The 12,502-nt window shown below is 64.7% G+C and carries 13 protein-coding genes; 10 read left to right on the top strand and 3 right to left on the bottom strand.

What is annotated here, in order from left to right:
* Positions 1–272 precede the first annotated feature (272 nt).
* The 3 genes from BLS61_RS18725 (at position 273) to efp (ending at position 2,336) form a co-directional block, all read left to right on the top strand.
* Positions 273–479: a hypothetical protein gene (locus tag BLS61_RS18725; protein ID WP_090433387.1), complete on the top strand. Its 207-nt coding sequence runs from the start codon at positions 273–275 to the stop codon at positions 477–479.
* A gap of 107 nt (positions 480–586) precedes the next feature.
* The gene (gene earP, locus BLS61_RS18730) at positions 587–1,729 is read left to right on the top strand and encodes an elongation factor P maturation arginine rhamnosyltransferase EarP (RefSeq protein ID WP_090433389.1); all 1,143 of its coding nucleotides are present in this window, start codon (positions 587–589) and stop codon (positions 1,727–1,729) included.
* 34 nt (positions 1,730–1,763) lie between these two features.
* Positions 1,764–2,336 carry an elongation factor P gene (gene efp / locus BLS61_RS18735; RefSeq protein ID WP_003240094.1) on the top strand — a complete coding sequence of 191 codons (573 nt, stop codon included), beginning with the start codon at positions 1,764–1,766 and terminating at the stop codon, positions 2,334–2,336.
* 79 nt (positions 2,337–2,415) lie between these two features.
* On the opposite strand, the gene BLS61_RS18740 is transcribed toward efp, so the two are convergent.
* A complete protein-coding gene (locus BLS61_RS18740; RefSeq protein WP_090433391.1) occupies positions 2,416–3,378 on the bottom strand; it encodes a LysR family transcriptional regulator in 963 nt (320 codons plus the stop codon).
* Positions 3,379–3,479: 101 nt separating this feature from the next.
* Between BLS61_RS18740 and BLS61_RS18745 the strand changes: the two genes are divergently transcribed.
* Entirely contained in the window at positions 3,480–4,247 is a 768-nt protein-coding gene (locus BLS61_RS18745; RefSeq protein ID WP_090433393.1) for a sulfite exporter TauE/SafE family protein, read from the top strand.
* On the opposite strand, the gene BLS61_RS18750 is transcribed toward BLS61_RS18745, so the two are convergent.
* On the bottom strand, positions 4,242–5,096 hold the full coding sequence (locus BLS61_RS18750) for a LysR family transcriptional regulator (protein WP_090433396.1): 855 nt from the start codon (positions 5,094–5,096) through the stop codon (positions 4,242–4,244). The genes BLS61_RS18745 and BLS61_RS18750 overlap by 6 nt on opposite strands.
* 97 nt (positions 5,097–5,193) lie before the next feature.
* On the opposite strand from BLS61_RS18750, the gene BLS61_RS18755 reads away from it, so the two are divergent.
* From BLS61_RS18755 to BLS61_RS18770, 4 genes are read left to right on the top strand one after another with little or no spacing between them, the layout of a single operon-like run.
* Positions 5,194–5,418 carry a DUF1127 domain-containing protein gene (locus BLS61_RS18755; protein ID WP_090433397.1) on the top strand — a complete coding sequence of 75 codons (225 nt, stop codon included), beginning with the start codon at positions 5,194–5,196 and terminating at the stop codon, positions 5,416–5,418.
* Positions 5,419–5,441: 23 nt separating this feature from the next.
* On the top strand, positions 5,442–6,386 hold the full coding sequence (locus BLS61_RS18760) for a DMT family transporter (protein WP_090433399.1): 945 nt from the start codon (positions 5,442–5,444) through the stop codon (positions 6,384–6,386).
* A gap of 28 nt (positions 6,387–6,414) precedes the next feature.
* Positions 6,415–6,861, top strand: coding sequence for a DUF3291 domain-containing protein (locus BLS61_RS18765; protein WP_090433401.1), 447 nt, complete (start codon positions 6,415–6,417; stop codon positions 6,859–6,861).
* A gap of 14 nt (positions 6,862–6,875) precedes the next feature.
* Positions 6,876–8,072, top strand: coding sequence for a winged helix-turn-helix domain-containing protein (locus tag BLS61_RS18770; protein ID WP_090433403.1), 1,197 nt, complete (start codon positions 6,876–6,878; stop codon positions 8,070–8,072).
* On the opposite strand, the gene BLS61_RS18775 is transcribed toward BLS61_RS18770, so the two are convergent.
* Positions 8,069–9,415 (bottom strand): class II 3-deoxy-7-phosphoheptulonate synthase, encoded by a 1,347-nt coding sequence (locus tag BLS61_RS18775; RefSeq protein ID WP_090433405.1) that lies wholly within the window; start codon positions 9,413–9,415, stop codon positions 8,069–8,071. The genes BLS61_RS18770 and BLS61_RS18775 overlap by 4 nt on opposite strands.
* Positions 9,416–9,685: 270 nt before the next feature.
* Here BLS61_RS18775 and BLS61_RS18780 point away from each other — a divergent pair, with 270 nt between their 5' ends.
* On the top strand, positions 9,686–10,459 hold the full coding sequence (locus BLS61_RS18780) for a spermidine synthase (RefSeq protein ID WP_024308326.1): 774 nt from the start codon (positions 9,686–9,688) through the stop codon (positions 10,457–10,459).
* A 330-nt stretch (positions 10,460–10,789) separates the two neighbouring features.
* On the top strand, positions 10,790–12,472 hold the full coding sequence (locus tag BLS61_RS18785) for a DEAD/DEAH box helicase (protein ID WP_090433407.1): 1,683 nt from the start codon (positions 10,790–10,792) through the stop codon (positions 12,470–12,472).
* The last annotated feature ends 30 nt before the right edge of the window (positions 12,473–12,502 follow it).

Below are 12,502 nucleotides of genomic sequence, written 5' to 3' on the forward strand. Positions count from 1 at the left end.
GTGGGCCGTGTCGCAAACACTACGCCGAACTGATTCGAATCGAGCCCGACGGGGGAAGCAGAAAGCCCCTATCGAGCGTTCACTTGAGCGGCGGTCGTCGCCTTCTGGGGGAGAAAGGTGCGTTGCGAAGTCTCGCCTCAATCTGGTCCGGTTGCCCGCTCAGCGGACCATTGGCAATAACCATGGTCACTATCGAGAACGCTGATTTCTATCTGGCGAGCCGGTGGCCTACTGTCGATCTCAACAAAGGTTGAGTTGGATTGGAGGTCGCTATGCCCCGTATCGATGTGGTGTCCCTGGTTGGTAGCGCCGTGCCGGCTGAGCTGAGAGCCGATGGTCATATGGTGTGCTGGCTGCTGATGGTCGATGGTCAACCCAAGGCCGGTCCCTTCGCTTCGCGGGAGGCGGCGCTGGCTTGCCAGGCGGTGTGGCTGCTCAGCACCGCTGCCCGGCGCGAGGGTGATTCGCTGCTGGCCTGATTACCGTTTTACCCCGCGCTCGCTCCAGCGCTCCCCTTGGCCCGCCTCTGGCGGGCTTTTTCTTGTCTGCCGGGTAGAATGGCGATCATTTGCTCGAGGGGCGCCGTGTGGCCAGGTGGGACATTTTCTGCAGCGTGGTGGACAACTACGGCGACATTGGCGTGACCTGGCGGCTGGCTCGGCAGCTGGCGGCGGAGCAGGGGCATGCGGTGCGCCTGTGGGTCGATGAGCTGAGCGCCTTCGTGCGCCTGTGCCCTGCAGCGAGTCCCGACACCGAGAGTCAGCTTTGTTCGGGCGTCGAGGTGCGTCACTGGCGCGAACCGTTCCCCGCGGTGGATCCGGCGGAGGTGGTGATCGAGGCCTTCGCCTGCCAGTTGCCACCCTCCTATATAGAGGCGATGACGGCCTGCGGCGCGCGGCGCCTGTGGCTGAACCTGGAATACCTCAGCGCCGAAGACTGGGTTGCCGGGTGTCATGGCCTGCCATCACCTCAGCCGGGCGGTTTACAGAAGTTCTTCTTCTTCCCCGGGTTCGTGGCGGGCACGGGGGGCTCGCTGCGTGAGGCCGAGTTGCTGGCGCGGCGGCGCGCCTTTCAGGCCGATGCGTCGGCGCAGCAGGCGTTTCTGCAATCGCTCGGTGTGGTTCGGGAAGCCGGGGCGCGCTTGATCTCGCTGTTCGCCTACGAGAATGCCGGGCTGGCGGGCTGGCTCGATGCGCTGGCGGCCAGCTCGCAACCGACTCAGCTGCTGGTGCCGCAAGGCAAGATTCTCGCCGATCTGCAGGTCTGGCTGGGCGATGTGCGGCTGGCGCCGGGTGATCAGCGCCGGCGCGGCAATCTGCAGATTCATGTGCTGCCTTTTCTCGCGCAGGAGGATTACGACCGTCTGCTCTGGAGCTGCGACCTCAATGCGGTGCGCGGCGAGGATTCCTTCATCCGTGCGCAGTGGGCCGGGCGGCCGCTGCTCTGGCATATATACCCGCAGGAGGAGGGGGCGCACTGGGACAAGCTGGAGGCTTTCCTGGCGCTCTATGGCGCCGAGTTGCCGTCGGACGTCGCCGCTGCGCATGCCAAATGGTGGCACGCATGGAATGCCGGCGAGGGGATGGAGCAGGCCTGGCCTGCGCTTCTGCGCGCGTGGCCGGTATTGCAGCAACATGCCGAGCGCTGGTGCGATTCGCAGGCCGCTCGGCCGGACCTTGCCACAGCGCTGGAACAGTTTTACCTAAATTGGCTATCATACGCGGCCTAGATTTCTGTACCTCCCGCATATTTCGGATATCCGCATGAAAACTGCACAAGAAATGAGAGTCAACAGCGTGGCCCTGATCGATGGCCAGCCGTGGCTGATCCAGAAGGCCGAGTTCACCAAGTCCGGTCGTAACAGCGCCATCGTCAAGATGAAGCTGAAGAACCTGCTCAACGGTTCCAAGACCGAGACCGTCTACAAAGCCGACGACAAGATGGAGCCGGTGATTCTCGAGCGCAAGGAAGTGAACCTGTCCTACATCAGCGGTGAGGACTACGTGTTCATGGATCCGGAGTACAACTCCTACGAGCTGCGTGCCGAAGATCTGGAAAGCGTTCTGCCGTTCATCGAAGAAGGCATGACCGACGTCTGCGAAGCCGTGTTCTTCGAAGGCAAGGTGATCTCCGTCGACCTGCCGACCACCATCGTGCGTCAGGTTGTCTACACCGAGAACGCTGCCCGTGGCGACACTTCCGGCAAGGTGATGAAGCCTGCCAAGCTGCGCAACGGTACCGAGATCAAGGTTGCCGAGTTCGTCGACATCGACGACTGGATCGAGATCGATACCCGTGACGGTTCCTACAAGGGCCGCACCCAGGCTCCGGCCTGAGCTTGAACGCTACGAAGAACCCGGCCTAGGCGCCGGGTTTTTTGTGCCTGATTTTCAGAGCGCTATCGCGGCTGAAGCCTTATTGCTGTGGAGCAGCGAGGCTGGCCTGTAGCGCCTGGTCCCAGGGCGGCGGGAAGCCGAAGCGCTGCTTGAGAAAACTCAGCAGCAGCCGTGTGCGCGGGCTGGCTTCGCGCTCCAGGCGCAGGGCGTAGATGCTCACCGGCTCAGCGGCCGGCAGGCCCTGCTCGCAGAACAGCGGGATCAGCTCGCCGCGCTGCAGGTGCTCGCTGCTCATCCAGGTTGGCAGGTGGGCGACGCCCAGGCCGGCGAGGGCGCTGAAGAGTAGGGTTTCGGCGTTGTTACTGGTCTGTCGCATGCGCTTGGGCTTGCACAGCTGCAGCTTGCCGTCGACTTCGAAACGCCAGGCGTAGGGCGGGGCGAGGCTGTCCCAGTCCAGGCCGTCGTGCTGTTCCAGCTCCAGCGGACTGCGCGGGATGCCGCGGCGGCGCAGGTAGTCGGGGCTGGCGCAGACGATGCGGGTCATCGACGCCAGTGGCGTGGCGACCAGGCGACTGTCCGGCAGCGGGCCGATGCGTACGACGATATCCACTTCGCCCAGATGTTCGCCCAGCAGATCGGTGAAGCTGTCGATCAGACGCAGCTGCACGTCGAGCCCGGGGTTGGCGCGCAGGAACTCGGCAATCGCTGGCGCCAGGTGGCGGCGGCCGAAGGGCGAGGGCGCATCGATGCGAATCAAGCCTTCCGGTGCCCTGCTCAGTGACACCGCCTCGGCCCTGGCCAGGTGCAATTCGGCAAGGATGCGTCGGGCGCGTTCGGCAAAAGCCAGGCCCGCCGGAGTCACCCGCACGGCGTGGGTAGTACGGCTGAACAGGCTGCTGCCCATGGCCCGCTCCAAGGCGTCGATGCGCCGCGCCACCGCCGAAGGCGTGAGCGGGTGACGCCGGGCAGCGGCAGAGAAACTGCCGGTTTCCAGCACGTCGAGAAAGAGTTCCAGTTGGTCGGTCAGGGCATCGGGATTCATGGCAGTCTGCTTATGCGTAATCAGCAAAGCCATTTTGCGTTGCTATGCGTTTCCGCGCTAGCCGTGGCTGCTTAACATGCACGCCACAGTTTGGAGGTGCCATGAATCTGTTCGACCTGTTGCTCAATCTATTGCTCGGCCTGGGTCTGGGGACCCTGGGCGGTTTGTTCGGCATCGGTGGCGGGCTGATCGCCATTCCGGTACTGGGCATTGTCTTCGGGCTGGATCAGCAACTGGCGCAGGGTACCGCGCTGGTGATGGTGGTGCCGAACGTGATGCTGGCGATCTGGCGTTACCATCAACGCAATCGCATCGACCTTCGCTATGCACTGCTACTCGGCGTTACCAGCTTCGTCTGCGCCTGGCTGGCCTCGTTGTACGCGGTGGAGGTGGATTCACGCACCATGCGCTGGGCCTTCGTTGGCTTCCTGCTGGCGCTGGCAGCCTACAACCTGCTGCGCATGCTGATGGCTCAGGCACCAGCCAGCGGCGAGCTGCGTCATCACTGGGGCTGGTTCGGCGTGCTGGGCGGGGTTTCCGGTGCCATGGGCGGGCTGTTCGGTGTCGGTGGCGCGGTGGTGGCGACGCCGGTGCTGACCAGCGTCTTCGGCACCACCCAGGTGGTGGCGCAGGGGCTGTCGCTGTCGCTGGCGCTGCCCAGCACCGGGGTGACGTTGCTCACCTATGCGCTGCATGATCACGTCAACTGGTGGATGGGCGTACCGTTGGCCGTAGGTGGCCTGCTCAGCATCAGCTGGGGCGTGCGCCTGGCCCATTCGCTGCCGGAGCGCCTGCTGCGCAGCCTGTTCTGCGGCTTCCTGCTGTTCTGCGCGCTGCTGCTCGCGCTGGAGTCGGGCGGCCGTCTATAGGCGAAAACCTTCGACGATATGATCGGCCAGGCATTCGGTAACGGGTGACTGACTGCTTTCGTTGCGCAGCAGCACGATGCTGGTCAACGGCAGCAGCGGCAGGCCTTCGGCTTCGCCGAGGATGCGCAGATCCGGCGTGATCAGGCTTTGCAGCTGTGCGGTGACCGCCAGGCCGGCGCGCACCACGGCGAAGATCGCCGACAGGCTGGGGCTGGTATAGGCGATGCGGTAGGGGCGGCTCATCGCATCCAGCGCGTTGCAGGCCCACTCGCGGCAGAAACAGTCGGCGTTGAACATGGCCAGTGGCATGGGGTTCTGCTCGTGTGGCGTGAATCCCTGGGCCACGGCCCAGGCGAAGCGCTCCTGACGCAGCAATTGGCCAATCTCCTTGCCGGGTTGGCGGGTAACGATGGTCAGATCCAGATCCTGGCGCAGCAGCAGCTGGCCGGAGGGTTCACAGTGCACCTCCACCTGCACCAGCGGATAGGCCTGGGCGAAGCGCGAGAGAATCTCCGGCAGAAAACGCATCACATAGTCGTCCGGCGTGCCGATGCGCACGGCGCCGACCATATGCGGTTCGCGCAGGGTGTTGAGCACTTCGCCGTGCAGCTTGAGAATGCGCCGCGCATAACCCAGCAGCACCTGGCCTTCGGGTGTCAGTCGTACATGGCGGCCGTCGCGCTCGAACAGCGGCCGCTGTACCACATCTTCCTCCAGCCGCTTCATCTGCATGCTCACCGCCGATTGAGTGCGATTGACCGTTTCCGCGGCGCGGGTGAAGCCGCCGGTGTCGGCAATGGCAACGAAGCTGCGCAGCAGTTCGGTATCGATACTGGGGTGGTAGGCCATTCATCAATCCTCGAGATGGATAGCATAAGAAACATTCGTTGGATTGATCTTAAGTGCGGACCGACACTGACGCCAACCCCACAGGGAGGGCGAACAGATGAAAGGTCAAAAAGGTTATGCGCTGGCTCATGCCATCCACTTCGAACGTCTGCCGTCATTGGCCGGCGTTTGGCGTATGCTGCGGCGCTGGCGTCAACTGGCTCGTGAGCGGCAGCAGTTGGCTCGGCTTAGCGATATGGCGCTCAAGGATCTGGGTTTGTCCAGAGCCGATGCGTTGCAGGAGGCCGAGCGGCCGTTTTGGGATGATCCGCTGAGAAAGTGACGGGTAATGACTGGAGTTATTGAATGAGCGCGGTACGCAAGGGCGCCGATCTTTTCCTGTTCCAACTGATGCTGCTGCTGTGCGCCATCTGGGGCAGCCAGCAGGTGGCAATCAAACTGGCGGCGGACGACATCGCGCCCATGCTGCAGGTAGCCTTGCGCTCCGGCATCGCCGCACTGCTGGTCGGCCTGTTGTTGATCTGGCAGGGCGGTTGGCGTGAATGGCTGGGTTCTACCTGGTTGGCCGGCGTGCTGGCGGGTGTGCTGTTTGCTCTGGAGTTCTTTTTCATCGCGCTGGGTCTGCGCCATACCACGGCCTCGCATATGGCGGTGTTTCTCTATACCGCGCCGATCTTCTCGGCGCTCGGGCTGCATCTGCTGCTGCCCAGCGAGCGTCTGCGGCGTCTGCAGTGGCTGGGTATCGCGCTGTGTTTTGGCGGTGTGGTGATGGCCTTCGGCGTTGGCGGCAACTGGGCCGGAATCGATGCCGGCATGCTGCTTGGCGACGCGCTGGGACTGTGCGCCGGCATGGCCTGGGGCGCTACCACGGTGGTGGTGCGTGGCTCGCGCCTGTCCGAGGCGCCGCCTGGGTTGACACTGTTTTATCAATTGGCGGTGGCCTTCGCGCTGCTGCTTGGCTATGCGTTGGCGGTAGTCGATCTCGGCCAGTTGCGCTGGAGCCCGATCGCCATCGGCAGCATTCTGCTGCAGGGCGTAGTGGTGTCGTTCTTCACCTACCTGACCTGGTTCTGGCTGCTGCGCCGTTACCTGGCCTCGAACATGGCAGTGTTTTCCTTCATGACCCCGCTGTTCGGCGTCAGTTTCGGCGTGCTGGTGCTGGACGAGCCGCTGACGCTGAACTTCATTATCGGCGCAGCTCTGGTGCTGTCGGGCATCACCCTGGTCAGCAGCGAGGCCTGGCTGCGTCGACGCTTCGCTGACTGGCGTGGATCGCCGCAACGATCCTGATAGCTCGCTCGCACAAGGAGTCTGGAATTTGCCCGCTTATCATTTGGCCCAACTGAACATCGCCTGGATGAAGGCGCCGTTGGAGTCGCCGGAAATGGCTGACTTCGTCGCCAATCTGGAGCGTATCAATGCACTGGCCGAAGCTTCGCCCGGCTATGTCTGGCGTTTGCAGGACGAGGCGGGCGACGCCACGGCGATCCGCCCGTTCGGTGATGAGGTGCTGGTGAACCTGTCGCTCTGGCGGGACGTGCAGTCGCTCAGCGATTACGTCTACAAATCGGCGCACACCGAGATGCTCAAGCGCCGCCGCGAATGGTTCGGGCGCGTCGAACAGGCGCACCAGGTATTGTGGTGGGTGCCGGCCGGGCATCGTCCGGACGTGGTCGAGGCGGCCGAGCGTCTGGCGCACTTGCGCGAGCATGGCGCCACGCAGCAGGCCTTCACCTTCCGCCATGCGTTCGCGGCGCCGGCCTGATAGGCTGGGTCGCCATGACGCTCTCACTTTCTCTCGCCGAAGCGCGCCGCCTGGCCCTGGCTGCTCAGGGTTTTGGCCGTACCCCGCGCGGCGCCGTCGCCCATAAGCATTTGCAGGCGCAGATCGAGCGTCTCGGCGTGCTGCAGATCGATTCGGTCAACGCCCTGGTGCGCTCGCATTATCTGCCGGCGTTTTCCCGCCTTGGCCATTACCAGGCCGAACATCTTGACGAGCTGGCCTGGGGGCGGGCGCGCCGTCGGCGCCTGTTCGAGTACTGGGGGCACGAGGCTTCGCTGTTGCCGCTGGAACTTTACCCGCTGCTGCGCTGGCGCATGCGCCGGGCCGCCGCTGGCCAGGGCATCTACCCGGGCCTGGCTCGCTTCGGCGCGGAGCGGCGCGATGCCATAGAGACCGTGCTGCAGGCCGTGCGCGAGCGCGGCGCGCTGGGCGCCGGCAGTCTGTCCAGCCGTACCGAGAAAGCCGGCCCCTGGTGGGACTGGAGCGCGGAAAAGATGGCGTTGGAATGGCTGTTCGCGGCAGGCGAAGTCACCGTTGCCGGCCGTCGTGGGTTTGAACGCCTCTACGATCTGCCGGAGCGCGTCATCCCTGGCGAGCTGCTCAATCACGCCGAGCTGGAAGAGGGCGAGGCGCAGCGGCGCCTGTTGCTGCGTTCGGCCGATGCGCTGGGTGTGGCGACGGAGAAGGATCTGCGTGACTACTACCGGCTCGATGCCGGCGACAGCAAGCGCCGCATCACCGAGCTGGTGGAGGCGGGCGAGTTGCAGCCGGTCGCGGTGCAGGGCTGGCGGCAGCTGGCCTACTGTCGGGGTGAGCCGCGCGTACCTCGACGTATCCGTCACAGCGCGCTGTTGTCGCCGTTCGACTCGCTGATCTGGGAGCGTGATCGCACCGAGCGGCTGTTCGGCTTCCGCTACCGCCTGGAGATCTACACCCCGCAAGCCAAGCGCGTATACGGCTATTACGTGCTGCCGTTCCTGCATCACGAGCGTCTGCTGGCCCGTGTCGACCTGCGCAGCGAGCGCGCCGCCGGGCGCCTGGCGGTGCATGCCGTACATCTGGAGGAAGCGGTATTGAGCGAGGAGGCGCGCCTGGCACTGGGCGATTCGCTGCGTGCGCTGGCGCACTGGCTGGGTCTGGATGAGGTGTGGCTGGCGCCGAGCGTGAAAACGCTCGGCGTACCTCTTGCCTAGCGCCGCACCTGTTTGAGCGTTTCGGCGATCATGAAGGCCAGCTCCAGCGACTGGTCGGCGTTCATGCGCGGGTCGCAATGGGTGTGGTAGCGGTCGGACAGACCGTCCTCGGTAATCGGGCGTGAGCCGCCGATGCATTCGGTGACGTTCTGCCCGGTCATCTCGATATGGATGCCGCCGGCATAGGTGCCTTCGGCCTGGTGCACGGCGAAGAACTGCCGGACTTCGCTGAGAATCTGCGCGAAGTCGCGGGTCTTGTAGCCGCTGCTGGCCTTGATGGTGTTGCCGTGCATGGGGTCGGAGCTCCACAGCACCTGGCGGCCTTCTTCCTTGACCTTGCGCAGCAGGCGCGGGAAGTGCGCTTTCACCTTGTCCGCGCCCATGCGCACGATCAGGTTGAGGCGGCCCGGATCGTTGTCCGGGTTGAGCGTGTCGATCAGGCGGATCAGTTCGTCCGGGTCCATGCTCGGGCCGACCTTGACGCCGATGGGGTTCTCGATGCCGCGCATGAATTCGACATGGGCACCATCGAGCTGGCGGGTGCGGTCGCCGATCCACAACATGTGCGCGGAGCAGTCGTACCAGCGGCCGGTGAGGCTGTCGCGACGGACGAAGGCCTCTTCGTAGTTGAGCAGCAGCGCTTCGTGAGCGGTGAAGAAGCTGACTTCGCGCAGCTGCGGCGCGCTGTCCATGCCGACGGCACGCATGAAGGCCAGGGTTTCGTCGATGCGATTGGCCAACTGATGGTACTTCTCGGCCAGCGCCGAGTTGGCGATGAAATCGAGGTTCCACTGGTGCACCTGATGCACGTCGGCGAAACCGCCCTGGGCGAAGGCGCGCAGCAGGTTGAGGCTGGCGGTGGCCTGGTGATAGGCCTGCAGCAGGCGCTCGGGGTCGGGCACGCGGCTGGCGGCGTCGAAGCCGATGCCATTGACGATATCGCCGCGGTAGGCGGGCAGGGTGACGCCGTCGATGGTTTCGCTGCCGGACGAGCGCGGCTTGGCGAACTGGCCGGCCATGCGCCCGACCTTGACCACCGGGCAGCCGGCGGCGAAGGTCATGACGATGGCCATCTGCAGCAGCACCTTGAAGGTGTCGCGGATCTTCGCGGCGGAAAACTCGGCGAAGCTCTCGGCGCAGTCGCCGCCCTGCAGCAGGAAGGCGCGGCCCTGGGTGACCTCGGCGAACTGGCGGCGCAGCTCGCGCGCCTCGCCGGCGAAGACCAGCGGCGGATAGCCGGCCAGGGTCTGCTCGACGCGGGCGAGGTGGGCGGCGTCAGGGTATTCGGGCTGCTGCTGAATGGGCTTGGCCCTCCAGCTATCGGGGCTCCAGGCGTGCGACATGCTGCGTCTCTAGCGATTGATCAGGCGGAGGCGCATGGTAACCGATAAGCCCCGTCACGTGAGGGGCTTCGCGCCGCTGCGGCCATATCGAATCGGGTCAAGAGTGCACTGGGCAGCAACCGACCATGGTATCGACGTGTCAGTTGCTCGAGGACTGCAGCCATGCAGCCGACGTTGAATTATCACGTGACCCGGGGCCGTTTCTTCAATGACAATCGACGCTTTGGCCCGGCTTCTGTGCTGGGGGATTTCACTGTGGGAGAGGTATCGATGCCAGGCTTGCCGCCAGAGGACGAATTGCAGGACGAGGTTCTGCTGGCCGAAGTGCGCGATGCCTTCGGGGTGATTCGCGTGGTGCAGATTGGTGCCTACCGCTTTCTCGAGTTCGGTGATGCCATCGAGCAGAGCTGCGTGTTCCAGGGTGATCCCAGCTGGCTGGAGTATGACTACACCCGCGCCATGCTACTGGGGGCGCTGTGCCACGATGCGCCGGAGACCGCGCTGTTTCTCGGTCTGGGCGCCGGCAACCTGACTCAGGCCTGCCTGAAGTTCCTGCCGTTGGAGGATGTCGAGGCCATCGAGCTGCGGCCGGACGTGCCGCGCCTGGCCATGGAGTTTCTCGGCCTCGACGACGATCCGCGGCTGACCATTCGCATCGGCGATGCCACCGAGCTGCTCGACAGCGCGGAAACCGCCGATCTGATCTTTCTCGATCTGTACACCGACCAGGGGCCAGGTGTCGGTCATCTGGCCTGGCGCTTTCTCGACCGCTGTCGTGAAAAGCTCAACCCGGGCGGTTGGTTGATCATCAATCAATGGGCCGGCAACGACGGCAAGCCACTGGGTGCGGCATTGCTGCGCGGGCTCTATCACCGGCATTACTGGGAATGCCCGGTGAAGGAGGGCAACGTGGTGCTGTTGATCCCGGCCGACCTCGACCAGCGCCTGAACATGGGGCGTTTGCAGATGCGTGCGGGTGAACTGGCGCCACGCCTGGGTTACTCCCTGCAACCTCTGATCGAGGTTTTGCGCCCGGCCACCTGAAGCGACGCGTGGTGTGAAACTGCACAAGCCGCCTGAAAGCGGCAGCAGAGAGCGGCGCAGGGAGGTGCAAAAGATAAAAAACAGCACCCTGGTCAGGATTTTCCGGTATGATGCGCGCCGGCCAAATTTCTGGCCACGTTCAGGTAGTGCAACTCGCCCGGGGAATTGACCCCCGGCAGCCAGTCCCCAAGCGGACTATCCTTGACGATTCACTTTCATCACGTTTTCGCAAATCCCCGCCGACCAGGCTGCCAGGGTGACCCACAAGGTCTTGCACGGCATGCGCAGCTTTGGAACATGGGTCTTTGCGGATGCACTTGAGGCAGACCCATGACCCAGGAAATCGGCGGCTTCGCCGCGCTCGGACTTCACCCCAATATTCTCGCCGCTCTGACCGCCGTCGGTTACGAAGAGCCGTCCCCGATCCAGTCGCAGGCCATTCCAGTGATCCTCGCCGGCCACGACATGATCGGCCAGGCGCAGACCGGTACCGGCAAGACCGCCGCCTTCGCCCTGCCGCTGCTGAGCAAGATCGACCCGGCCAAGCGCGAGCCGCAGGTGCTGATCCTCGCTCCGACTCGCGAGCTGGCCCTGCAGGTGGCCACCGCCTTCGAAACCTATTCCAAGCAAATGCCGGGCGTGAACGTCGTCGCCGTCTACGGCGGCGCGCCGATGGGCCCGCAGCTCAAGGCCATCCGCCAGGGCGCGCAGATCATCGTCGCGACCCCGGGCCGTCTGGTCGACCACCTGCGTCGTGACGAGAAGGTGCTGTCCACCATTCAGCACCTGGTGCTCGACGAAGCCGACGAGATGCTCAAGCTGGGCTTCATGGACGATCTGGAGATCATCTTCGAAGCCATGCCGGAAAGCCGCCAGAGCGTGCTGTTCTCCGCCACGCTGCCGCATTCGATCCGCGCCATCGCCGAGAAGCACCTGCGCGAGCCGCAGCACATCAAGATCGCGGCCAAGACCCAGACCGTCTCGCGCATCGAGCAGGCGCACCTGATGATTCACGCCGACCAGAAGACCAACGCCGTGTTGCGTCTGCTGGAAGTCGAGGATTTCGACGCGCTGATCGCCTTCGTGCGGACCAAGCAGGCCACTCTGGATCTGGCCTCCGCGCTGGAAGCCAAGGGCTTCAAGGCCGCTGCGCTGAACGGCGACATCGCCCAGAACCAGCGTGAGCGCGTGATCGAGTCGCTCAAGGATGGCCGTCTGGACATCGTCGTCGCCACCGACGTCGCCGCCCGTGGTATCGACGTGCCGCGCATCACCCACGTGTTCAACGTCGACATGCCGTACGACCCGGAATCCTACGTGCACCGTATCGGTCGTACCGGCCGCGCCGGTCGCGATGGCCGTGCGCTGCTGCTGGTGACCCCGCGCGAGCGCCGCATGCTGCAGGTGATCGAGCGTGTCACCGGGCAGAAGGTGGGCGAGGTCAAGCTGCCGAACGCCCAGCAGGTGCTCGATGCCCGTATCAAGAAGCTGACCAGCAGCCTGGCGCCGCTGGTCGCTGACGCCGAAGGCAGCCATGGCGATCTGCTCGACCGCCTGACCGCCGACATCGGCTGCAGCCCGCGCGCCCTGGCCGCCGCGCTGTTGAAGAAGGCCACCAATGGTCAGGCACTGGATCTGGCCAGCGTCGAGCGCGAGCAGCCGCTGGTGCCGGGTGTTGCTGGTGCACCGCGTGAGCGTCGCGAGCGTGATGGTGATCGTGGCGGTGAGCGCGGTGAATACCGCGAGCGCCGTGCGCCAATGCCGCTGGCCGAAGGCCGTGTGCGCTGCCGTACCGCGCTGGGCACTCGCGACGGCATCGCCGCGAAGAACCTGCTGGGCGCCATCCTCAACGAGGGCGGCCTGGCGCGCGAAGCCATCGGTCGCATCCAGATCCGCGAGACCTTCAGTCTGGTCGAGCTGCCGGAAGACGGCCTGGACCGTCTGCTCGGCAAACTGAAGGACACCCGCGTGGCCGGCAAGGCGCTGAAACTGCGTCGCTACCGCGAGGATTGATCCGGCAGGCTTGATGCCTTGCCACAGGAT

Origin of the sequence: Ectopseudomonas guguanensis (genome assembly GCF_900104265.1) — a bacterium.
GTDB lineage: Bacteria > Pseudomonadota > Gammaproteobacteria > Pseudomonadales > Pseudomonadaceae > Aquipseudomonas > Aquipseudomonas guguanensis.

Bases quoted from the DNA above. Each gene is read 5' to 3' on its own strand.
- BLS61_RS18725 (WP_090433387.1), top strand. From the start codon at position 273: ATGCCCCGTATCGATGTGGTGTCCCTGGTTGGTAGCGCCGTGCCGGCT.
- efp (WP_003240094.1), top strand. From the start codon at position 1,764: ATGAAAACTGCACAAGAAATGAGAGTCAACAGCGTGGCCCTGATCGAT.
- BLS61_RS18740 (WP_090433391.1), bottom strand. From the start codon at position 3,378: ATGAATCCCGATGCCCTGACCGACCAACTGGAACTCTTTCTCGACGTG.
- BLS61_RS18745 (WP_090433393.1), top strand. From the start codon at position 3,480: ATGAATCTGTTCGACCTGTTGCTCAATCTATTGCTCGGCCTGGGTCTG.
- BLS61_RS18750 (WP_090433396.1), bottom strand. From the start codon at position 5,096: ATGGCCTACCACCCCAGTATCGATACCGAACTGCTGCGCAGCTTCGTT.
- BLS61_RS18755 (WP_090433397.1), top strand. From the start codon at position 5,194: ATGAAAGGTCAAAAAGGTTATGCGCTGGCTCATGCCATCCACTTCGAA.
- BLS61_RS18760 (WP_090433399.1), top strand. From the start codon at position 5,442: ATGAGCGCGGTACGCAAGGGCGCCGATCTTTTCCTGTTCCAACTGATG.
- BLS61_RS18770 (WP_090433403.1), top strand. From the start codon at position 6,876: ATGACGCTCTCACTTTCTCTCGCCGAAGCGCGCCGCCTGGCCCTGGCT.
- BLS61_RS18775 (WP_090433405.1), bottom strand. From the start codon at position 9,415: ATGTCGCACGCCTGGAGCCCCGATAGCTGGAGGGCCAAGCCCATTCAG.
- BLS61_RS18780 (WP_024308326.1), top strand. From the start codon at position 9,686: ATGCCAGGCTTGCCGCCAGAGGACGAATTGCAGGACGAGGTTCTGCTG.
- BLS61_RS18785 (WP_090433407.1), top strand. From the start codon at position 10,790: ATGACCCAGGAAATCGGCGGCTTCGCCGCGCTCGGACTTCACCCCAAT.